We start from the raw sequence: 20,385 nt of genomic DNA, 5'->3' as shown, positions 1-20,385 counted from the left end.
CCCGGCGGTGCTTCGCCCGGCCCCGTGTCACCGCGGGGCGCGACGGGCGCAACGGACGAACTCAGACCGGAAGGGTTCCGCCGGGAGGCCGCGGCCGTACGTATGTACAAGCCGTCGATTCCCGTCAGGGTGATCCTTCCACCGGGGAGCAGCCAATGCCCCGGCGCATGACTACACTGCTCAACACATATACGCGTCAGGCCCACAGTGTCGTGCGTCTTCCACGCGGCTAGCCTCCACCGCCTGCGGCCGTCGGGACGGCCGTCCGCACTGGATTTGTGAGGACACACGTGAGCTCGAAACCTGTCGTACTCATCGCCGAAGAGCTGTCGCCCGCCACGGTCGACGCCCTGGGGCCTGACTTCGAGATCCGGCACTGCAACGGCGCCGACCGCGCCGAACTGCTCCCGGCCATCGCCGATGTCGACGCGATCCTGGTGCGTTCCGCCACGAAGGTCGACGCCGAGGCCATCGCCGCGGCGAAGAAGCTCCGGGTCGTGGCCCGCGCGGGTGTCGGTCTGGACAACGTCGACGTCTCCGCCGCCACCAAGGCCGGCGTGATGGTCGTCAACGCGCCGACCTCCAACATCGTCACCGCCGCCGAGCTCGCCTGCGGTCTGCTGGTCGCGACCGCCCGCCACATCCCGCAGGCCAACACCGCCCTGAAGAACGGCGAGTGGAAGCGCTCCAAGTACACGGGTGTCGAGCTCAGTGAGAAGACCCTCGGTGTCGTCGGCCTCGGCCGCATCGGCGTGCTGGTCGCCCAGCGCATGTCCGCCTTCGGCATGAAGATCGTCGCGTACGACCCCTACGTGCAGCCGGCCCGTGCCGCGCAGATGGGCGTCAAGCTCCTCAGCCTGGACGAGCTGCTGGAGGTCTCCGACTTCATCACCGTGCACCTGCCCAAGACGCCCGAGACCCTCGGTCTCATCGGCGACGAGGCCCTGCACAAGGTGAAGCCCTCGGTGCGCATCGTCAACGCGGCCCGCGGCGGCATCGTGGACGAGGAGGCGCTCGCCTCCGCCCTCAAGGAGGGCCGCGTCGCCGGAGCCGGCCTCGACGTGTACGCCAAGGAGCCCTGCACGGACTCCCCGCTCTTCCAGTTCGACCAGGTCGTCTGCACCCCGCACCTCGGCGCCTCCACGGACGAGGCCCAGGAGAAGGCGGGCATCGCCGTCGCCAAGTCGGTGCGCCTCGCGCTCGCCGGCGAGCTGGTGCCCGACGCGGTCAACGTCCAGGGCGGCGTCATCGCCCAGGACGTGCGCCCGGGCCTGCCGCTCGCCGAGAAGCTCGGCCGCATCTTCACCGCCCTCGCGGGCGAGGTCGCGGCCCGGCTCGACGTCGAGGTGTACGGCGAGATCACCCAGCACGACGTGAAGGTGCTCGAACTCTCCGCGCTCAAGGGCGTGTTCGAGGACGTCGTCGACGAGACCGTCAGCTACGTCAACGCTCCGCTCTTCGCGCAGGAGCGCGGTGTCGAGGTCCGCCTCACCACCAGCTCCGAGTCGGCCGAGCACCGCAACGTCGTCACCGTGCGCGGCACCCTCGCGGGCGGCGAGGAGGTCTCGGTCTCCGGCACGCTGGCCGGCCCCAAGCACCTCCAGAAGATCGTCGCCATCGGCGAGCACGACGTCGACCTGGCGCTCGCCGACCACATGGTCGTCCTGCGCTACCAAGACCGTCCCGGTGTCGTCGGTACCGTCGGCCGTATCCTCGGCGAGGCCGGTCTCAACATCGCGGGCATGCAGGTCTCGCGCTCGGACGCGGGTGGCGAGGCTCTCGTCGTCCTCACCGTCGACGACACCGTCCCGCAGCCGGTGCTGAACGAGATCTCCGAGGAGATCGGGGCCGCCATGGCCCGCTCGGTGAACCTCGTCGCCTGAGCGGCTTCCCGCACCGTGTGACCTTCGCACCCGGGGCTCGTACGTCCACCACGGACGTCCGTGCCCCGGGTGCTTCGCTGTCGCCGCTCCCGCTCCCGTACTGCCCCGCCGACCGCTCCCGTACTGGCCCGCCGGCCGCTCCTGTACTGGCTCGTCGGCCGCCCGCGTTCGGCCCCGCCGGTTGAATAGTCCGGTATGGGCCCGCAGTTGGGCCCTGGGGCCCACGACTCCGACTGCCGCTCCGCCCTAGCGTGTGCGGCAGTCGTGTCGCGTACGGGCACCGGGGGTTGGGGTCAGCATGTCGGCAGTCGGTGGGACATCCGTTGGCGGAGGGGCCGCTCCGGCGCCCGGTGGCAGACAGCCGATGCCGCGCGCGCTGGCCCTGGCGCAGATCCTCCTCCTGGTGCTGGCCGCCGCGACCGCGGTGGGCGCGCTCGGCCTGTTCGGCTCGGCGTTCGCGGTGGACGCGGTGGGCGGCGAACTCCTCGGCGTCGCGGCCTGGGCGGCTTTGCCCGGGGTGCTGGCCTGGTGGTTCTCGCGCCGGCTCCACGAAGGCGGCAACGGCCTCCGGTGGGCGCTGACCGCCCTCCAGGTCTGGCTGGCGGCCGGGGGCCTCGCGAATCTCGCCGACGGTTCGCCGCACGGCTTCACCCAACTCCTCGTCCCCGCGACCGTCCTGATCCTCCTCTTCCGGCGGCGGAGCCGGGAGTGGTTCCTGCTGCCGCCCGGACGGCGCGCGGAGAAGCCGGAGTTCTCCTTCCCGCACCTGATCACCTGGCGGCGCGACCGGGGCCAGACCGCGCTGGAGTACCTGGGCCTGGTCCTCATCGTCGTCGCGCTCATCGGGGCGCTCACGGTCGGCGGCCTCGGCGGCCGGATCACCGACGGCCTCCAGTCCGCGATCTGCTCGCTCACCGGCTCCTCCTGCCCGGTCTCCGGCAGCGGTTCGGTGGAGGCGGGCGGCGGTACGGGCCAAAGCGCCGGTACGGACGGGAGCGCCGGTACGGGCGGAAGCGCCGGTACGGGCTCCACGGGCGAGGGCTCCTCGACCACCACCGGGGGCACCTCGGACGGCGGCACCACGACGACGGGCGGCTCCACGACGACCGGGGGGTCCACGACGACCGGGGGTTCGTCGACCGAGGGCTCCACGGCGGGCGGCTCCACGTCGGGAGGTTCCACCGGCGGGACGGTCGGCGGCGCGTCCGGTGGGACGTCCGGCAGCACCGACACGTACCCCGAGACGAGCGAGGAGCCGGAGGCCGCCTACGACACCCCGGTCCTCGCCACCGACTCAGATCCCGGCCCCGGGTCCGACTCCGGTGGCAAGGACGACGACAAGGACTGCGGCGGCTGGGGTTTCTTCGGCTGCGCCTGGGACCAGACCACCCAGGTGGTCAAGGGGGTCGCGGTCGACGGCGTCTGGGGTGACGTCACCGGCATCGTCAGCCTCGTCAAGCCCGAGACCTGGTCCGGCATCGCCGACTACGGCAAGCAGCTCGGCCACGACTGGATGCAGGACTCCAAGGACGCCTCGGGCAAGTGGGGCGACGGGGACTACCTCGGCGCGGTCTTCGACTGGGGCAAGGCCTCGGTCAACACCGTCGTCAGCGTCGGTGACACCGTGTTCGTCGGCGACGAGGTGCGCGACCGGTGGAACAACGGCGAGAAGACCCGTGCCGTCACCGACGTGCTGTGGAACGTCGGCTCGCTCTTCATCCCCGGGTACGACGTCGGCAAGGTCGCCGGAAAAGTCGGCGAACTCGGCAAGATCGGCAAGGCCGCCGAAGAGGTGGCCGAGGCGGCCGGGGACGCCGGCGCGGCGGCCCGGCGGGCGGCCGCGGCAGCCGAGGCGGGCGACCTCGACGCACTGAGCAAGGCGGCCAAGGAGGCCGACGAGGCCGCGGACAAGGCGGAGGACGCGGCGCGCAAGACCGGCTGCGTCATCGCCTCCGGACCGCCGCTCGTACGCGTCGGCGGAGACGGGGACTTTGGCCGAGACCGGAACCCGGAGGCCGGCGGGGTCGCCGGGTCGGGCACCGGCATCCTCGCGGCGGGCACCGGCGGCCGGATCGTTCTCGCGGACGGCGGCTGCGACACGGCCGCCAAGGAGGCGGCGGAGAAGGCCCGCGCCGACGCCCGCGCCGCCGCCCTGGAGAAGAAGCGGCTGGAGGAGCCCGAGCGCGCCCGCAAGGCGGCCGAGGACCTGAAGCAGTACCCGGAACCCCGCCACGGCGACACCTCGGACCCGCGCAACTACGAACCGGCGCCCTGGGCAAAGGACTTGAACGACCCCGAGCTGGGCTCCGCCGACCTCGGCGACGGCTACTGGGCGAGCCGCGACCGCAACCCCCAGCCCAACTGGACCAACGAGTCCTGGCTCCGCTACCAGGAGCAGGTCACCGGCACGACCCGCGGCCGGGAGTACGTCGTGCCCAGCCCCAAGGAGGGCAAGCCGGCGGTCGAGTACGACGGCTGGGACTCCAGCCGCCAGACCTTCCTGGAGGCCAAGAACGGGTACACCAGCTACCTGGCCCAGCCGGGCAGGGCCGCTCTCACCTCGTCCGGCAAGGAGAAGTTCATCGCGGAGGCCCGCGCCCAGGTGGAGGCGTCCGGAGGGCGTGCCGTCGAATGGCACTTCTCCGACCCGGACGTGGCCAAGGCCGCCCGCGCCGCCTTCCGGGAGGAGGGGCTGCCGATCAAGGTGGTGCACACGGCGCAGAAACCGATCGACAGCGCGCGGAAGCCGGGGGCGTTCGACTAGGACCTGTCCGGGCGATCAAGTTCGTAGCCAGATGGCAAGAGCTGCCGCGGTCGCGGTGCCGAGGTGGACGTAGCCGCGCTTGTCGTAGCGTGTGGCGACCGCCCGGAACTGGTTCAGGCGGTTGATCGATCGCTCGACGGTGTTGCGCATTCTGTAGCGGCCCTCGTCGAAGCCGGGTGCACGCCCGCCGCGTGAGCCTTTGCGTAGGCGGGCGGCCTGGCTGTCGGTCTTCTCCGGGATCGTGTGCCGGATTCCCCGCCGCCGCAGGTACTCGCGGATGAGGCCGTTGCTGTAGGCCCTGTCGGCCGCAAGGCTGTCTGGCTTCTTGCGTGGTCGTCCCAGGCCAGGTCTGGGCACTCGGATCTTCTCCAGGACCGGCTTGAACTGGGTGCAGTCCGCCCGCTGACCTGGTGTGACGACCAGGGACAGTGGGCGGCACCGACCGTCCGCGCTCAGCTGGAGCTTGCTGGTGAACCCGCCGCGCGAGCGGCCCAGGCCCTCGCCTCCCGCACCACCTCCACCAGGCGGGCGACCAGGCTCTGCCACGGCGTCTCGTCCTGGTGTTCCACCTCGTCGGCCCCCTTTGACACGGGTGCCGGTGGCGGGTCGGTGCGGGCGCCGGCCGCGTGCTGATGCGCGCGGACGATGGTGGAGTCGACCGAGATGTTCCAGTCGATCTCGCCCGCCGCGTCGGCTGCGGCCTGGACCTGCTGGAGCAGTCGCTCCCACGTGCCGTCGGCGGACCAGAGCCGGTGGCGCTCATAGACGGTTTTCCACGGGCCGAACCGTTCGGGCAGGTCACGCCACTGAACCCCGGTTCGCACCCGGTACAGAATCCCGTCGATCACCTGCCGGTGATCCCGCCACCTGCCACAACGCCGGTTGCTGACCGGCAGGAACGGCCGCAGTCGTTCCCACTCGGCATCCGTCAGATCACCCCGCCCCATGCCCGAACTAACGCCCTGGCGGGGGAGCAGTCACTCGGTCAGGCTCCCGGGTGCCGAGACATGCCAGAATCAGCGGATGGTGCTCGTAGGAGAGTTCTTCCTTGCTGAAGACGACGAGTCAGCAGTGCGGGTAGGGCCGCGCAAGAGCCATGATTTTCCTGCTGTGCTGTGGGACGGCATCTATCCGGATGACGCAGTTCCGAGGTGGGAAGCTCTGTTGACGGGGGCGGAAAGTCCGCTCCGGTACGTGGTGCCCATGGCCAACGATGGTTTCACGGTCTTCGCTGTTCCGCAGGCGCTCTCGACGGCCTTGGCCAGTGCAAGAGCGGATCAGCTCAGAACTACCGCTCTCACGTGGGCCAAGACCGTCTCCGAGATGGGCGATGAGATTAGGCCGAGCAGTGCCGTCGACCTCCTTGAGCGTCTGTCAGCCCTCGCCATGAGTCGTGCGAAGAAAGGCCCGAGCCTGTATTGCTGGTACTTCGCGCCCTGACCTCATCCCGCTGACATTCCTGTAGTCGTGATCCCAGCCCTCGCTGGGATAGCACGAGCGGCTACTCGCCCCGGCACACCTGGAGTGATCGGCCGGACAGGTCCTAGCCCGTGCCTAACGGAAGTCGGCCGCGTGGTCAGTCGCCCACTCCTCGAACGACCGGCCGCGGCGGCCGAGGATGCGCTCCACGTCCGGGGACACGGGTGTCGGGGCCGTCACGCACGACGCGAAGTAGCCGAGCAAGGAGTCGGCGATCTCCTCGGTCATCCAGTGAGTGGAGCATCGCGTCCCGGGCGGCTCCGTGCGGGATCTCCTCGTAGCGCAGGGGGCGGCCGAGGACCGAGCCGAGGACGCGTACCTGCGCCGCGAAGGTCAACGCCTGGGGGCCGGTCAGGACCGGAGCCCCACCGGACGGGATCAGCCCCGTCAGAGCACGCGCGGCGACCGAGGCGATGTCGTCGGAGCTGACGGGCCGCCCCGAGGTGCCCGAGCCGGTGGCGGAGGACCTCGCCGACATCGAACGCCGGCAGGTTGAGGGTGAGTTGAACGACGCCGTCAGCCCGGCCATGATCATGCTGCTGTCCCACGCGCTCGTCATGGCGCCGCACCTGATGCCGGGAACGGTGCACCGCATCTTCGGCAGCGGCGCGGAGGATCCGGACTTCCAGCGCGACTTCACCGAGCAGGTGGGGCGCGTATTGGCCCTGCTGCGTGCCTGATCGGCCGACGCGTCGAGGAGGCCGCCGTCTTCCGGGCCTCCCGGAAGACGGCGGCCTCCTGCCGGTCCCGGCGATCCGGAGGCTCGGCGAGTGGCCGGCCGCGCCCGCCCGTCCGAAGCGCTAGCCTGCTGACGCGAGCGGCGTCGGGCACGGGCGACGCCTCGGAACCGGCTGTGGAGGAAGCGGATGCGGCGTGTGGTGCGGGGCTTCTGGGGTCCGCGGGTGGAGTCCGTCGAAGAGCTCTCCGGGCGCTGGGAGCTGATGCTCCACCAGGTGGCCGACGTCCTCGGAGGTGGCGCGACCGAACCCGGCTGGGCGTGGCGGCGCGTCCGGGCGTCCGGGGCCGACGACGCCCCGCTCGCCCCGGGGCGGGAGTCGCTGGCCGAGGTGCTGCGGGAGGCGCGTGCCGCCGACGACTGGTCCGACCGGGTCGGCACCGGCCTGCGGCTGATCGCCGCCCCGGCCAATGGAATTCGGGTGGAGATCAGCGGACTCGCGGGCGGCGCACCGGAGTTCCTCCTCCAGTCCGTGGTGGCGGCCGTCGACGCACCGGACGGCGCCGGGGTGCCCGAGGGTGAACTGCTCGCCGCCCTCGCGCTCGCCTGGCAGCCGGACTTCGGGGACGTCAGCGACGACGACCTCCTCGACGCCCTGGAGGACGAGGCCGGCTACACGGTCGGCGACCCGGTCGTGGGCCGGTACGGCTACCTCTCCCCGGTGCGGGCCGCCCTGGTCCCGGACGGGATCGGGGCGGCCCGGGAGGAGCTGCCCGGCGGAGGCCTCCTGCTCGCCCTCGGCGGTACGGCCGAGGTGGTCGCCGCGTACGGGGCGCTGAGCGCGGCCGGGGCGCTCCGGCCCCTGCCCCGCCCACTGGACCGGGCGACGCTGTGAGCGTCCGCGCCGGGGAGCCCTTCGACATCGGGCGGGCCGTGGCCGAGGTGACGACGCTGGCGGCGGGGCCCGTACCGGGGGCGGGGCCCACCCTCGGTGAGGGCGACCCGGCGACGGGGGAGTGGCGGGCGACCACCGGGGAGGGCTTCCGGATCGTCCCGCTCTGGGAGAGCGGCGACCTCACCGGCGCGTACGGGAGCGACTGGACCGACGCGGAGGGCGCGGCCCGGCGGCAACTCGACGCGCTGGTAGCCGAGCTGGACGTCCGGTGGGGGCCGCACGACCGGGTGGCGATGCACCCCGCGCTGTTCCGCCGGCAGGCGGGACTGCCCCTGCCCGCGCTCCACGCGGCGCTGCTCGACGCGGACTGCTACGGCGATCTCAGCGTCTGGGGCCCGCTGCCCGGCCGCGAGCGGTGGGTGGGCGTGAGTGCCGGCCACAGCGACGGGAACGCTCCCCTGGTGATGGTCGCGCTGGTCAGCGGGGAACCCGTCGTCGAGGTGGACCGGGGAGACGTGGACCGGGGCGACGTGGACCGGGGCGACGTGGACCGGCGCGACGTGGACCGGGGCGACGGCTGACCGCCCGATATCTCGTCGAACCTGTTCGTGCCTTCTCCGGAACGGGTGAGGATGACTCATCGGCTTCACGGGTGACCTGGGGAAGCAACGGGGATGCCTGCCTCGTGCGTCGCCCACGCCCACGCCGGGGCGGTCACCGGACAGCTGCGGAGACGGGCCTCGTCCCCTCGCCCCGCTGATCACCCGCGCCCGGGCCCGTCGGTCCCTCCTTCGTACCAGGGTCCGCTTCAGAGCCGTCCCGCCTTCAGCGCCATGTGCAGCAGCAGCCGGTCCTCGCCGTCGCCCAGGTCGAGCCCGGTGAGCTGCTGGACCCGGGAGAGCCGGTAGTACAGCGTCTGGCGGTGGATGCCCAGTTCGGCCGCCGTCCGGCTCGCCTGGCCCGCGAGGTCGAGAAAGGTTTCGGCCGTGCGGGCCAGTTCCGCGTGGGCCGGGACCAGCAGCGCGGTCACCGAGGGGTCGGGACCGGAGGGGGTGCGGGGCAGCGCGGTCAGCAGGCGGTACGGGCCGATGCCGGACCACGGGGCGACCGGACCGTACCGGGGCTCGGCCGCCGCCGCGCGGGCCGCCGACACCGCCTCGTGCCAGGCGTCGGCCAGCTCGGCCAGACCCCGGCGCGGTACGGCGACACCGGCGGTCGCGGCCCCGCCCGCCTCGGCGCGGAGCCGGTCGGCGGCGGTGTTCGCCGGACCGGGCGCGTCCGGGGAGCGCAGCCGTACGAGCGCGGCCAGGCAGAGCGTGTCGGCCCTGGGCGAGGCCACCACGGTGAGCGCCGCCGCCGAGGGGACCGTACGCGCCGACGGGGTGTCCTCCGCCGTCCACGGGGAGACACAGACCAGTGCGTGCAGCCCGTCGGCGTCCGCGCCCAGGGCCTCCCGGAGCGCTGTCAGTGCCATGTCCCGCTGCCAGCCGCGCCCCGCGGTGAGGGCGGCGCCCAGCTCGCGCGAGAGATCCGCGCCCGCCCGGACCTCGTCGGCGAGGAGCGCCCCGATCCGGTCCGCCACCTCCATGGCCGCCGCCAGCCGTTCGTCGGTCGGGCCCGGTTCGGCGTCCAGCAGCCATACGTACCCCAGCACCACGCCCCGGTGGCGGACCGGAAGGCAGATCCGGCTGAGCTGGACCCCGGCCTCCGGGCCCGCCGGAATGCGGACCGGGCCGGTCGCCCGGGTGATGCCGAACCCCTCGAACCACGCGCGGACCGCCGGGGTGGAACGGCGGGTCAGGATCGACCGGGTGCGGACCGGGTCCATGGCGGCGTCGTCGTCGCTGTCGTGCACACCGAAGGCGATCAGGCCGAAGTCACGGTTCTCCAGCGTGGCGGGGGCGCTCAGCAGCCCGGAGATCTCGTCGACGAGTTCCTGGTAGTCGCCTTTCATCCCGCCATTCTCGCACCCGTTCAGACAGATGTCTGAGGTGGCGAGCACAGATGCGTGACAGCTGTCGATGGCACACGTTCGGTGCAATCCATAGATTTCACCGTGGTTCTCCGTGCTGTCATGGTCCGGACCGGTTCGACGGCTTTCGCCCGCGCCGGCCCGTACACGCACAGCCGTGCGCAGCCACTCGTACAGCCGTCCATGCAGCCGATCATCAGTACTTTCGTGGAGGTGCCCCGTGCTGGGTCCCGTGATTCTCGCCGCGTCGCGCAGCGACCGGATGCGCCGGTTCATCTCGGCCGCGCCGGGCACCAAGCAGGTCGTCGACCGCTTCATCGCCGGTGAGAACGTCGACCACGTCCTGCCCGTCATCCGCGAATCCGTCGGGAAGGGCCTTGAGCTCACCCTCGACGTGGTCGGTGAGGACATCACCACGCCCGCCGAGGCCGCCGCTGCGCGCGACGCCTACCTGGAGCTGGTCGGCCGCCTGAAGGACCTGGGCCTCGGCGCCAAGGCCGAGATGTCCGTCAAGCTCTCGATGTTCGGCCAGGCCCTCCCGTCGCCCGCCACCACCCCTGACGAAGGGCCCTCCGGGCCCGCCTCCGCGTTTCCGGGCGGCCACGAGCTGGCCCTCGCGAACGTCCGTCCGGTCGTCGAGGCCGCCGCCGCCATCGGCACCACGGTCACCCTGGACGCCGAGGACCACACCACCCTCGACTCGATGTTCGCCATCCACGAGGAGCTGCGGAAGGACTTCCCGCAGACCGGCTGTGTGATCCAGGCGTACCTGTTCCGCACCGAGGACGACGCCCGCCGGCTCGCCGCCGCGGGCAGCCGCGTGCGTATCGTGAAGGGTGCGTACAAGGAGCCCGCCTCCGTGGCGTACCAGGACAAGGCCGAGATCGACAAGGCGTACGTCCGCATCATGAAGATCCTCATGGAGGGCGACGGCTACCCGATGATCGGGTCGCACGACCCGCGTCTCGTCGCCATCGCCCAGGAACTCGGCCGCAAGGCCGGCCGCAAGCTCGACGAGTACGAGTTCCAGATGCTCTACGGCATCCGCAGCGACGAGCACGTCCGCCTCGCAGCGGAGGGCCACCGGATGCGCGTCTACACGGCGTACGGCACCGACTGGTACGGCTACTTCATGCGCCGCCTCGCGGAGAAGCCGGCCAACCTCCTCTTCTTCGCGCGCTCCATCCTCACCAAGGGCTGAGTCCGGCTCCCACCCCCCACCCCGACGAACCAAGGAGACAAGGCACTCATGGACGCTGTCACCCAGGTCCCCGCGCCGGTCAACGAGCCGGTCCACTCCTACGCCCCGGGTACCCCCGAGCGCGCCCGCCTGGAGGCGAAGCTCAAGGAGCTCGGCGAGAACCCGATCGACCTCCCGATGACCATCGGTGGCGAGAGGCGGATGGGCGGCGGCGCCCGCGTCGACGTCGTGCAGCCGCACAACCACCGCGCCGTCATCGGTACCTTCGCCGGCGCCACCGAGCAGGACGCCCAGGACGCGATCGACGCGGCGCTCGCCGCCGCCCCGGCCTGGCGCGCGATGTCCTTCGACGACCGCGCCGCGATCATCCTGCGTGCCGCCGAACTGCTCTCCGGCCCGTGGCGCGAGACGATGGCGGCCTCCACGATGCTCGGCCAGGGCAAGACCGCCCAGCAGGCCGAGATCGACACCCCCTGCGAGCTCGTCGACTTCTGGCGCTTCAACGTGCACTACGCGCGCCAGATCCTCGCCGAGCAGCCGCCGGCCAACTCCACCGGCGTGTGGAACCGCATGGACCACCGCCCGCTGGAGGGCTTCGTCTACGCGATCACGCCCTTCAACTTCACCGCCATCGCGGGCAACCTGCCGACCGCCCCGGCGCTCATGGGCAACGTCGTCGTGTGGAAGCCGTCCCCGACGCAGACCCACTCCGCCGTGCTGCTGATGCAGCTCCTGGAAGAGGCCGGCCTGCCCAAGGGCGTCATCAACCTGGTGACCGGCGACGGCATCGCCGTCTCCGAGGTCGCGCTGAACCACCGCGACCTGGCCGGCATCCACTTCACCGGCTCGACCCCCACCTTCCAGCACCTGTGGAAGACGGTCGGCACCAACATCGCCAACTACCGCACCTACCCGAGGCTCGTCGGCGAGACCGGCGGCAAGGACTTCGTCGTCGCCCACCCCTCGGCCGACCAGGCCGTGCTGAAGACCGCGCTGACCCGCGGCTCCTTCGAGTACCAGGGCCAGAAGTGCTCCGCGTCCTCGCGCGCGTACGTCCCCGCCTCCATCTGGAACTCCGGTTTCAAGGAGAAGTTCGCGGCCGAGGTCGACGCCATCACCATGGGCGACGTCACCGACCTCTCGAACTTCATCGGCGCCGTCATCGACGACCGCTCCTTCGCGAAGAACAAGGCCGCCATCGACCGCGCCGCCGCCGACCCGACGTGCACGATCGTCGCGGGCGGCACCTACGACGACTCGGTGGGCTACTTCGTCCGCCCGACCGTCATCGAGTGCACCGACCCGGAGAACGAGGTCTTCACGACCGAGTACTTCGGCCCGATCCTCGCCGTGCACGTGTACGAGGACGACAACTACGACGCGATGCTGGACCAGATGGAGTCGGTCTCCGACTACGCCCTGACCGGTTCCGTCATCGCCAACGACCGCGCCGCCGCGGCCCACACGATGGAGAAGCTCCGCTACGCGGCGGGCAACTTCTACATCAACGACAAGTCGACCGGTGCCGTCGTCGGCCAGCAGCCCTTCGGTGGCGGCCGCGCCTCGGGCACCAACGACAAGGCCGGCGCCCCGCAGAACCTGCAGCGCTGGACGCTGACCCGCGCCATCAAGGAGACGCTGGTCCCGCCGACCGAGTACACCTACCCCCACCAGGGCTGACGCCCCCGGGGCGCCGCACACCGGCGCCCCGCCCGGAACCCCGCCCCCGCCCGGCACCCCCCCCTGCCGGACGGGGGCGGTCCGCGTCCACCGGCCTGTGCCCTCGGGCCCGCGTCCCCTTTGGCCCGCGTACCGCCCGAAAGGCCCGGACGCGAACGGGCCGGACGCGAACGGGCCCGGACGCACCGCACCCCCCGACCATGAGTGGCCGGGGGGTGCGGTGGCGGACGTACGGATACGGCCCGTGGGCTCAGCCGCGCCGCCCGGGCGCCGCGCTCCAGGTGTCGGGCTGCCAGACGCCGGAGCGGCGCAGGGAGGCGGGGCAGTGCCGGAATATCTCGTCGATCTCGACCACCAGCGCCAGCTGCGGCCGGGCGCCCTTCGCGTCCGCCAGCTCGTCGAAGAACGGCGCGTCCCGCAGGACCCGGGCGCGGCCGTTGACGCGGAGCACGTCCATCACGCCGGGGATGAAGTAGAGAAGGCCCACGTGCGGGTTCTGCAGGATGTTGCGGAAGCCGTCGGAACGGCGGTTGCCCGGCAGGTCCGGCAGCGCGAGGGTGCGCTCGTCCAGGACGAGCGTGAAGCCGGGCTCCCCGCCCTTCGGCGAGGCGTCGCAGTTGCCCGCCGCGTCCGAGGTGGCGACCGTGCACAGCGGGGACTGGCCGATGAGCCTCAGATCCTCCTCCGTCAGCCGGTCGTGGACCTTCTCGATGACGATCGGGTGCGGGGCGCCGAGCAGGTCGGTCAGTTCTCCGGGGGCGGTGAGCTCGACCCAGCCGTCGCGGTCGGGCGCGGCGGGCGGAACGGCTTCGGCGGGCGTGGCGGCGGCGGGCGGGGCGGCTTCGGGCGCTGCGGTGAGGCTCAAGACGACTTCCTGGCAGGTGACCTGGCGGTACGCACGGGCGGAGGTCGCCCTCGCCGGCACGCATGGGTGGCCGGATCCGGCGCCCGGCCCGCAGGCTATTTCGACCCGGACCGGTTTTTTCCGTACACCCTTACGATGTTAGGGTCACCTTACTGTAGGCCCTCGGGTGATCTCCTGGCGGGCATTCCCCCTGCAAGGACCGGCTACCGGGTTGACGCGGAGCCGTTGAGGAGCGAACGATGCCGGACGCGATACCGGCCACCGCGACAGGTGCCCGGTGACCCCGGCCGCCGCCACCCTGCCGACGGCGCGTACCGCACCGCCGGCCGGTGGTGCCCGCCGCAAGGCTTCCCGCCCCGCGCTCGCCGCCGGTCTCCTGGCAGGGTTGGTGGTCCTCGTACTGGTCGCCGCGGTCAGTCTCGCCGTCGGATCGGGGCACGTACCCCTCGCCGACGTGTGGCACGGCCTGGTCAGCCCCGACGACGCCCGGCGCACCGACGTCATCGTCCAGACCGTCCGCATCCCCCGCACCTGCGCCGGAATCCTCGCCGGCGTCGCCCTGGGCCTCGCCGGAGCGCTCATGCAGGGCGTCACCCGCAACCCCCTGGCCGACCCCGGACTGCTCGGCGTCAACGCCGGAGCGTCCGTCTCCGTGGTGCTCGCCATGGGCGTCCTCGGCCTCACCGCCCCGGGGCAGTACCTCTGGTTCGGATTCGTCGGCGCACTGCTCGCCGCCCTCTTCGTCTACGGCGTCAGCTCGATCGGCCGGGAAGGCGCCACCCCCGTCAAACTGGCGCTCGCCGGAGCCGCCACCACCGCCTTCCTCGGCTCGCTCACCACCGCGATGCTGCTGACCGACAGCAAGACCTTCGACCAGTTCCGCTTCTGGCAGGTCGGTTCGCTCTCCGGCCGGGAGACCGACGCGCTCTGGCAGGTGCTGCCGTTCATCGTGGTCGGCTCCCTCCTCGCCCTCGCGCTCGGCCCCCAGCTCAACGCCCTCGCCCTCGGCGACGACGTGGCCCGCGGCCTCGGCCAGCGGGTGGGCCTGGCCCGCGCCGCCGCCGCCCTCGCCGTGGTCCTGCTCTGCGGAGCGGCCACCGCGATCGCCGGACCCATCGGGTTCGTCGGACTGGTCGTCCCGCACGCCGCCCGGCTCATCGCCGGCCCCGACAACCGCTGGGTCCTCGCCTACAGCGCGGTCCTCGCCCCGATCCTGCTGCTCGTCGCCGACATCGCGGGCCGCCTGGTCGCCCGGCCCGCCGAGGTCCAGGTCGGCATCGTCACCGCCGTCATCGGCTGCGTCCCCTTCGTGATCCTGGTGCGCCGCCGGAAGCTGGTGGAACTGTGACCGCCCCCGCCACCCCTCTCGGTGGAACCGCCCCCGCCACCCCTCTCGGTGGAACCTCCCCGGGCTCCTTCGCCGTACGCGAGGTCGCCCGGGCCCGCCGCCACGCCCGCGCCCGCTACCTCCTGGTCTGCGGGGTCCTCGCCGTCGCGACCGTCGCCGCGCTGTGCGGTTCGCTGGCGTACGGGGACATGGCGGTGCCGCTCTCCGACGTGTTCGCCGCCCTCACGGGGCGCGCCGACCCCGCCACCTGGTTCATCGTCGGCGAGCTGCGGATGCCCCGCGCCCTGATGGCCATCCTCGTCGGGATCGCCTTCGGGCTCTCCGGCGCGGTCTTCCAGAGCCTGCTGCGCAACCCGCTCGCCAGCCCCGACGTCATCGGCATCAGCTCGGGCGCCTCCGTCGCCGCGGTGCTCGCCTCCTCGCTGTTCGCGGTCAGCGGGGTGCTGCTCTCCGTGTCCGCCCTGGCCGGCGCGGTCCTCACCGGCGCGCTGATCTACGCGCTCGCCTGGCGGCGCGGGGTGACCGGAGCCCGGCTCGTCCTCGTCGGCGTCGGGATCGGCGCCGGACTGTCCAGCGTGATCTCCTACCTGATGACCCGCTCCGAGGTCACCGAGGCGCAGTCGGCGCTGCTCTGGCTCACCGGCAGCCTCAACGGCCGCTCCTGGGACCTGCTGCGACCCCTGGCCTGGGCGCTCGTGGTGCTGCTGCCGCTGCTCTTCCTGGCCGCCCGCCGGATGCCCGTACTCCAGCTCGGCGACGACACCGCCGCCGGACTGGGCGCCCGCACCGAGCGGGGCCGGCTCCAGTTGCTCTGCTGTGCCGTCGCGCTGGCCGGTGTGGCGACCGCCGCCGCCGGGCCGGTCGGGTTCGTCGCCTTCGTCGCCGCGCCCGTCGCCCGCCGGCTGGCCCCCGGGCGGGGCGCCTCGCTGGTCGCCTCCGGTCTGACCGGCGCGCTGCTGATGGTGGTCGCCGACTTCGCCGCGCAGCACGTGCTGGACCTCGTCGACCTGCCGTCGGGCGCCTCCGGGCAGCTCCCCGTCGGGGTCGTCACCAGTGTCATCGGCGCCCCGTACCTGATGTGGCTGCTGATCCGCGCCAACCGTTCGGGACAGGGCGGATGAGCCGCCCGCGGCCGGCCGCGCAAGCAGGGCAGGCAAGGACCCGCAAGGACCAGATGGAGGGGAGTGCCGCGTGAGCGCGGAACACAGCCTGGGAGCGCGCGGACTGCGCCTCGGATACGGCAGCCGGGACATCGTCAAGGACCTCGACATCGACATCCCGCCGGGCGGCGTGACGATGATCGTGGGCCCCAACGCCTGCGGCAAGTCCACCCTGCTGCGCTCCCTGGCCCGGCTGCTCGCCCCCTCGGCGGGCACGGTCCTGCTGGACGGCAAGGACATCCGGTCGATGCCCACCAAGGCGGTCGCCGGAATCCTCGGCATCCTCCCGCAGACCCCGGTGGCCCCCGAGGGCATCACCGTCGCCGACCTGGTCGGCCGGGGCCGCTACCCGCGTCAGGGCTGGCTGCGCTCCTGGACCGCCGAGGACGACGCGGCGGTCGCCGAGGCGCTGGTCGCCACCGACGTACTGGAGCTCGCCGAGCGCCCGGTCGACGAGCTCTCCGGCGGCCAGCGCCAGCGCGTATGGATCGCCATGGCGATCGCCCAGCACACCGACGTGCTGCTGCTCGACGAGCCGACCACCTACCTCGACATCAGTCACCAGCTGGACGTCCTCGACCTGCTCACCGACATCAACCGGGAGCGCGGGGTGACCATGGTCGCCGTGCTGCACGATCTGAACCTCGCCTGCCGGTACGCCGACCATCTGGTCGCGATGAAGGACGGCCGGATCGTCGCCGAGGGCCGCCCCACCGAGATCGTGACCGGGGAACTGGTCACCGAGGTCTTCCACATGCGCTGCTCGGTCGTCCCCGACCCGGCCTCCGGCACTCCGATGATCGTGCCGATCGGCCGCCATCATGTGCCGGACGCGGCGCGCGAGGACGTGTCCGCCGCCTGAGCCGGGCTTCGGTCTCATGGGGCGGGTCAACTTCCCCCGAGGTGAAGCGGATCGCACTGTGTGGAACCCCTGTGCGAGAAGTGAATAAGGTTAGGCTAACCTCATGGGCATGAAGAACGTGCGTCTCCGGAACCCTCTTGCCCGTCGTTCCGGTACCCCCACCCGCTCCCGCGCCTCCCTCGGCCTGCTGGCACTTCCGCTCGCCGCGGTGCTGATCGGCGCGACCGGCTGCTCCTCCGACGACTCCGGCGATTCCGCCAAGGACACGTCGTCCACCGCCTCCGCCTCTGCCGGTGCCTTCCCGGTGTCCGTCGACACCAAGTTCGGCTCCATCACGGTGAAGGAGCAGCCCGAGCGGGTCGTCGCACTCGGCTGGGGCGACGCGGAGACCGCGCTCGCCCTCGGCGTCCAGCCCGTCGGCGAGAGCGACTGGCTGGCCTTCGGCGGCGACGGCGTCGGCCCGTGGGCCGAGGGTCTCTACACCAAGAGCCCCGAGAAGATCGGCACCATGGAGCCGGAGTACGAGAAGATCGCGGCCCTCAAGCCCGACCTGATCCTCGACACCAAGTCCAGCGGTGACCAGACCCGCTACGACACCCTCAGCAAGATCGCCCCGGTCATCGGCGTCCCGAAGGGCGGCGACCAGTACAAGCTGTCCTGGGAGCAGCAGACCCGGATGGTCTCCACCGCGCTGGGCAAGAAGGCGGAGGGCGACAAGCTGATCAAGGGCGTCGAGGACAAGTTCGCCGCCGCGGCGAAGGCGCACCCCGAGTTCAAGGACAAGACGGTCACCCTCGCGTCGAAGACCTCGGTCGGCTGGGGCGCGTACGTCTCGGGCACCGGTCGTGTCGACTTCGTCGAGCGGCTCGGCTTCAAGAACAACCCCGTCATCGAGAAGCAGGCCGGTGACGCGTTCTCGGTCAGCGTCTCCGAGGAGAACCTCGACCAGTTCGACGCCGACCTGATCGTCACCGCGCCGATCGGCCTCAAGCCCGCCCAGGTCGGCTCCGACGCCCTGTACAAGAAGATCCCCGCGGTCGCCGACGGCCACGCGATGGTCTTCGACCAGGGTGGCCTGAGCCAGGCCTTCGCCACCGACTCGATCCTCTCGACCTCCTACGCGATCGACCACGTCGTGCCGGAGTTCGCGAAGTACGTCAAGAAGTAGGCAGTACCCCGCCAGGTCTCCGGGCCGGTGGGACGGGCGCACGGTCGCGCCCGTCCCACCGGCCCGGTCTGTTTTTGATCAATACGGACATGTCCCTCGAAGACGCGCCCGCCGGTGTGAGGGGCGCTCCGTCCGCCCGGACCATTCGAGCCGACCGCTGCACCGCCCCTGACCAGGGACGAGTCGATTCGGCGCGGGCGCCGACGCGGGGATCGCCCCGGAAGCCGGGGACGCGCGCCGTCTCAGATAGTAGGAAGTCCGAGTAATTGTGGGGACAGGGCGGCCCGGGTGTCCTAGCGTTGTAGGAGCCGAACGATTCGCTTCTACCAGCGACTGGTGGTGAGCGGGTTCGCCCGATGCAGGCCATCCCTGCGGCGCCCGCTCCCGTACCTTCCGGCTTTCCCACCCGGTTCCGTCGTGCCCGGCGGCAGTGCGTCGCCCGCCGCCGCAACCCCTGGAGCACGGCCCCGGCCCGCCCGCGACTCCGTGCGGCCGGCGTGGTCCGTGAGCCCTGGAGCCCGTGAGCCGTACGACCTGTGACCTGTACGACCCGTGATGTCCGTGTCACCCGTGATCCCCAGGAGGCGTTCCCCCATGGCAGAGACCACCGTCCGCCGTCGCGTCCGTCACACCCCCCGCCCCACCGAAGCCGAGCGCAAGAACGCCGCCGCGGCCCTCCAGCGCGCCCTGGACCGCCGCGACAACGGCGGGGCCACCGGCCACTGAGCCCGGACAGGTCCGGGGGCTCCGCCGTCTTCCGTCGTACGGCTGACGGACGACGGGCGAGAGCCCCGGACCTGCGGCGGGCCGCGGCGACCTGCGCCGGCCGTGGCGGATCAGCCGCGGCTGACCTCGAAGTGGTCGATCCGCGCGCCCGACTCGGCGAGCGCGGTGACCTTCATCTTCGGGTGCTGCCCCGCCGAGACCTCGACCGCGAGGAACGAGTAGCCGGTGTACCGCACGCGGGACCACTCCACGGTCTCCGCCGCGTGGACGCCGCCCTTGGCCACGTAGTACGTGTCCACGCTCTCCTGGTCGTGGACGTGACCCTCGTACGTGTCGGGGGCCGGGAAGTCGTAGAGCGACTTGCCCGCGCCGCCGGCCGTGACGTACACGATGCCGTCGCGGGTCGGGTCCGTGCGCTCGCCGATCGGCACCTTGCGGGCGACCGCGTTCTTCTTCAGGGCGTCGGTGCGCTCGTACACGTGGTTGTGGCCGTTGATGACCAGGTCCACCTGGTGCTTCTCGAACAGCGGCACCCACGCCTCGCGGACCCCGCCCTCGGAGGCGTGCGCGTTGGTGGTCGAGAAGGCGCAGTGGTGGAAGAAGACCACGACGAAGTCGACGTCCTTGCGGGCGCGCAGCTCGCCGAGGCGGCGGTCCAGCCACTTCGTCTGCTTGCCGCCGCTGATGCCGAGGTTCGCGGGGATCTCGTTCGAGACGTCGTTGGCGTCCAGGGCGACGACGGCCACGTTGCCGTGGACGAAGGAGTACACGCCCGGCAGGCCGACCGGGTCGGGGCCGTTGTCCGGCAGCGTCCAGCGGGCGTTCTGGCCGCCGTAGCCGTCGGGGGAGTACCAGGCCTCCATGTCGTGGTTGCCGGTGGTCACCATCCACGGCACCGTCTTCGCGACGGTCTCCGTCTGGGCGAGGAACTGGTCCCAGGTGCGCGCGTCGTAGACGTCGGTCTCCTGGCCCTGGCCCGACGGGTCGGCGTAGCAGATGTCGCCCGCGTGCAGGTGGAAGGCCGGGTTCTGGCCGAGCAGCAGCTGGTCGTTGCCGAGGGCGTGATAGCTGACACCCTGGTCGCCGAAGGCCGTGAAGGTGAAGTTCTCGGCACGCGAGGGCGCGGTGGTGAACGTACCGAGCGTGCCCAGGTTGCGGGTGTCGGCCGGGTCGAAGCCGTCGTGGCCGACACCGTAGTAGTACGTCGTGCCGGGCTGCAGGCGCTCCAGGCCCGCGTGCACGTAGAACTGCTCGGCGGCGGCGATCGCGCCGTTGTTCAGCGTCGGCGTGGTGAGGTGGCGCACCTCGGCGTCGATGCGGCGGCTCAGCGACCACGGCTTGAGACCGATGCGGATGTACGGGCGCTTCACGGCGAACGGGACCTGCCACGAGACGCTCATCTGCGTCTTCGGGTCGGCGCCGTACGCGAGGTGCCGGCCGAACGGCGCCACCAGCGAGCCGTCCACCTGTGTGGTCGAGCGCGAGGTGAGCACCGTCGGAGCGGCCTGGGAGGAGGAGTGCGCGGCGGCCGGCGAAGCGGTGAGGAGGCCGGTGCCCAGGCCCGCGCCGGTGACGGCGGCGGTCGCCACACTCGTACGCAGCACGCCGCGGCGCGTCAGCCTGGTGCGGAGGTACTCGTGCTGCTCCGCCATGCTCATGCGGGCGGCGAGCTTCTCGGGGATTCCGAAGCGAGGGATGTCCATGGC

At 71.9% G+C, this 20,385-nt stretch carries 18 protein-coding genes; 13 read left to right on the top strand and 5 right to left on the bottom strand.

Annotated elements, in window-relative coordinates; genetic code table 11:
• The first annotated feature begins 290 nt into the window (after nucleotides 1-290).
• Both serA and ACFZAX_RS17730 read left to right on the top strand, forming a co-directional pair.
• Nucleotides 291-1,883, top strand: a complete 1,593-nt coding sequence (gene serA / locus ACFZAX_RS17735) for a phosphoglycerate dehydrogenase (RefSeq protein ID WP_390962493.1) — start codon at nucleotides 291-293, stop codon at nucleotides 1,881-1,883.
• 364 nt (nucleotides 1,884-2,247) lie between these two features.
• Entirely contained in the window at nucleotides 2,248-4,647 is a 2,400-nt protein-coding gene (locus ACFZAX_RS17730; RefSeq protein WP_390962491.1) for a Tox-REase-5 domain-containing protein, read from the top strand.
• Between the two features lie 15 nt (nucleotides 4,648-4,662).
• Here ACFZAX_RS17730 and ACFZAX_RS17725 read toward each other — a convergent pair.
• A protein-coding gene (locus tag ACFZAX_RS17725; protein ID WP_390962490.1) for an IS5 family transposase occupies nucleotides 4,663-5,594 on the bottom strand; the annotation gives its coding sequence in 2 pieces (ribosomal slippage) (nucleotides 4,663-5,222 and nucleotides 5,222-5,594; 933 coding nt in all).
• Nucleotides 5,595-5,670: 76 nt separating this feature from the next.
• Between ACFZAX_RS17725 and ACFZAX_RS17720 the strand changes: the two genes are divergently transcribed.
• Nucleotides 5,671-6,087, top strand: a complete 417-nt coding sequence (locus ACFZAX_RS17720; protein WP_390962489.1) for a hypothetical protein — start codon at nucleotides 5,671-5,673, stop codon at nucleotides 6,085-6,087.
• A 114-nt stretch (nucleotides 6,088-6,201) separates the two neighbouring features.
• On the opposite strand, the gene ACFZAX_RS17715 is transcribed toward ACFZAX_RS17720, so the two are convergent.
• Nucleotides 6,202-6,354, bottom strand: a complete 153-nt coding sequence (locus ACFZAX_RS17715) for a hypothetical protein (RefSeq protein ID WP_390962488.1) — start codon at nucleotides 6,352-6,354, stop codon at nucleotides 6,202-6,204.
• A 185-nt stretch (nucleotides 6,355-6,539) separates the two neighbouring features.
• On the opposite strand from ACFZAX_RS17715, the gene ACFZAX_RS17710 reads away from it, so the two are divergent.
• From ACFZAX_RS17710 to ACFZAX_RS17700, 3 genes are all read left to right on the top strand, one after another.
• Complete coding sequence (locus ACFZAX_RS17710) at nucleotides 6,540-6,806, top strand: hypothetical protein (protein WP_390962487.1); 267 nt, start codon at nucleotides 6,540-6,542, stop codon at nucleotides 6,804-6,806.
• 186 nt (nucleotides 6,807-6,992) lie between these two features.
• Nucleotides 6,993-7,697, top strand: a complete 705-nt coding sequence (locus ACFZAX_RS17705; protein WP_390962486.1) for a hypothetical protein — start codon at nucleotides 6,993-6,995, stop codon at nucleotides 7,695-7,697.
• Nucleotides 7,694-8,278 carry a hypothetical protein gene (locus ACFZAX_RS17700; RefSeq protein WP_390962485.1) on the top strand — a complete coding sequence of 195 codons (585 nt, stop codon included), beginning with the start codon at nucleotides 7,694-7,696 and terminating at the stop codon, nucleotides 8,276-8,278. The genes ACFZAX_RS17705 and ACFZAX_RS17700 overlap by 4 nt, the downstream gene beginning before the upstream one ends.
• Nucleotides 8,279-8,505: 227 nt before the next feature.
• Here the strand turns inward: ACFZAX_RS17700 and ACFZAX_RS17695 are convergent, their stop codons facing one another.
• Complete coding sequence (locus ACFZAX_RS17695) at nucleotides 8,506-9,651, bottom strand: helix-turn-helix domain-containing protein (RefSeq protein WP_390962483.1); 1,146 nt, start codon at nucleotides 9,649-9,651, stop codon at nucleotides 8,506-8,508.
• 238 nt (nucleotides 9,652-9,889) lie between these two features.
• Here ACFZAX_RS17695 and ACFZAX_RS17690 point away from each other — a divergent pair, with 238 nt between their 5' ends.
• The gene (locus ACFZAX_RS17690; RefSeq protein WP_390962482.1) at nucleotides 9,890-10,870 is read left to right on the top strand and encodes a proline dehydrogenase family protein; all 981 of its coding nucleotides are present in this window, start codon (nucleotides 9,890-9,892) and stop codon (nucleotides 10,868-10,870) included.
• Between the two features lie 48 nt (nucleotides 10,871-10,918).
• Entirely contained in the window at nucleotides 10,919-12,550 is a 1,632-nt protein-coding gene (gene pruA, locus ACFZAX_RS17685; RefSeq protein WP_390962481.1) for an L-glutamate gamma-semialdehyde dehydrogenase, read from the top strand.
• 250 nt (nucleotides 12,551-12,800) lie between these two features.
• Here pruA and ACFZAX_RS17680 read toward each other — a convergent pair whose 3' ends face one another.
• Complete coding sequence (locus ACFZAX_RS17680) at nucleotides 12,801-13,415, bottom strand: MSMEG_1061 family FMN-dependent PPOX-type flavoprotein (RefSeq protein WP_390962480.1); 615 nt, start codon at nucleotides 13,413-13,415, stop codon at nucleotides 12,801-12,803.
• Nucleotides 13,416-13,692: 277 nt separating this feature from the next.
• Between ACFZAX_RS17680 and ACFZAX_RS17675 the strand changes: the two genes are divergently transcribed.
• From ACFZAX_RS17675 to ACFZAX_RS17655, 5 genes are all read left to right on the top strand, one after another.
• The gene (locus ACFZAX_RS17675; protein WP_390962479.1) at nucleotides 13,693-14,763 is read left to right on the top strand and encodes an iron chelate uptake ABC transporter family permease subunit; all 1,071 of its coding nucleotides are present in this window, start codon (nucleotides 13,693-13,695) and stop codon (nucleotides 14,761-14,763) included.
• On the top strand, nucleotides 14,760-15,884 hold the full coding sequence (locus ACFZAX_RS17670; protein WP_390962478.1) for an iron chelate uptake ABC transporter family permease subunit: 1,125 nt from the start codon (nucleotides 14,760-14,762) through the stop codon (nucleotides 15,882-15,884). The genes ACFZAX_RS17675 and ACFZAX_RS17670 overlap by 4 nt, the downstream gene beginning before the upstream one ends.
• A 70-nt stretch (nucleotides 15,885-15,954) precedes the next feature.
• Nucleotides 15,955-16,785 carry an ATP-binding cassette domain-containing protein gene (locus tag ACFZAX_RS17665; protein WP_390962477.1) on the top strand — a complete coding sequence of 277 codons (831 nt, stop codon included), beginning with the start codon at nucleotides 15,955-15,957 and terminating at the stop codon, nucleotides 16,783-16,785.
• Between the two features lie 103 nt (nucleotides 16,786-16,888).
• Nucleotides 16,889-17,953 carry an ABC transporter substrate-binding protein gene (locus ACFZAX_RS17660; RefSeq protein ID WP_390962476.1) on the top strand — a complete coding sequence of 355 codons (1,065 nt, stop codon included), beginning with the start codon at nucleotides 16,889-16,891 and terminating at the stop codon, nucleotides 17,951-17,953.
• A 594-nt stretch (nucleotides 17,954-18,547) separates the two neighbouring features.
• Complete coding sequence (locus tag ACFZAX_RS17655; protein ID WP_390962475.1) at nucleotides 18,548-18,679, top strand: hypothetical protein; 132 nt, start codon at nucleotides 18,548-18,550, stop codon at nucleotides 18,677-18,679.
• Nucleotides 18,680-18,789: 110 nt separating this feature from the next.
• Here ACFZAX_RS17655 and ACFZAX_RS17650 read toward each other — a convergent pair whose 3' ends face one another.
• Nucleotides 18,790-20,382, bottom strand: a complete 1,593-nt coding sequence (locus ACFZAX_RS17650) for a fibronectin type III domain-containing protein (RefSeq protein WP_390962473.1) — start codon at nucleotides 20,380-20,382, stop codon at nucleotides 18,790-18,792.
• Between the last annotated feature and the right edge of the window lie 3 nt (nucleotides 20,383-20,385).

The sequence above is a fragment of the Streptomyces sp. NPDC008125 genome, assembly GCF_042957125.1.
GTDB lineage: Bacteria > Actinomycetota > Actinomycetes > Streptomycetales > Streptomycetaceae > Streptomyces.
This window is presented reverse-complemented; position numbering and strand designations above follow the sequence as displayed.

Coding starts and splice junctions, on each gene's coding strand:
- ACFZAX_RS17730 (WP_390962491.1), top strand. CDS start 2,248: ATGCCGCGCGCGCTGGCCCTGGCGCAGATCCTCCTCCTGGTGCTGGCC.
- ACFZAX_RS17720 (WP_390962489.1), top strand. CDS start 5,671: ATGGTGCTCGTAGGAGAGTTCTTCCTTGCTGAAGACGACGAGTCAGCA.
- ACFZAX_RS17715 (WP_390962488.1), bottom strand. CDS start 6,354: ATGACCGAGGAGATCGCCGACTCCTTGCTCGGCTACTTCGCGTCGTGC.
- ACFZAX_RS17710 (WP_390962487.1), top strand. CDS start 6,540: ATGTCGTCGGAGCTGACGGGCCGCCCCGAGGTGCCCGAGCCGGTGGCG.
- ACFZAX_RS17705 (WP_390962486.1), top strand. CDS start 6,993: ATGCGGCGTGTGGTGCGGGGCTTCTGGGGTCCGCGGGTGGAGTCCGTC.
- ACFZAX_RS17695 (WP_390962483.1), bottom strand. CDS start 9,651: ATGAAAGGCGACTACCAGGAACTCGTCGACGAGATCTCCGGGCTGCTG.
- pruA (WP_390962481.1), top strand. CDS start 10,919: ATGGACGCTGTCACCCAGGTCCCCGCGCCGGTCAACGAGCCGGTCCAC.
- ACFZAX_RS17660 (WP_390962476.1), top strand. CDS start 16,889: ATGGGCATGAAGAACGTGCGTCTCCGGAACCCTCTTGCCCGTCGTTCC.
- ACFZAX_RS17655 (WP_390962475.1), top strand. CDS start 18,548: ATGGCAGAGACCACCGTCCGCCGTCGCGTCCGTCACACCCCCCGCCCC.
- ACFZAX_RS17650 (WP_390962473.1), bottom strand. CDS start 20,382: ATGGACATCCCTCGCTTCGGAATCCCCGAGAAGCTCGCCGCCCGCATG.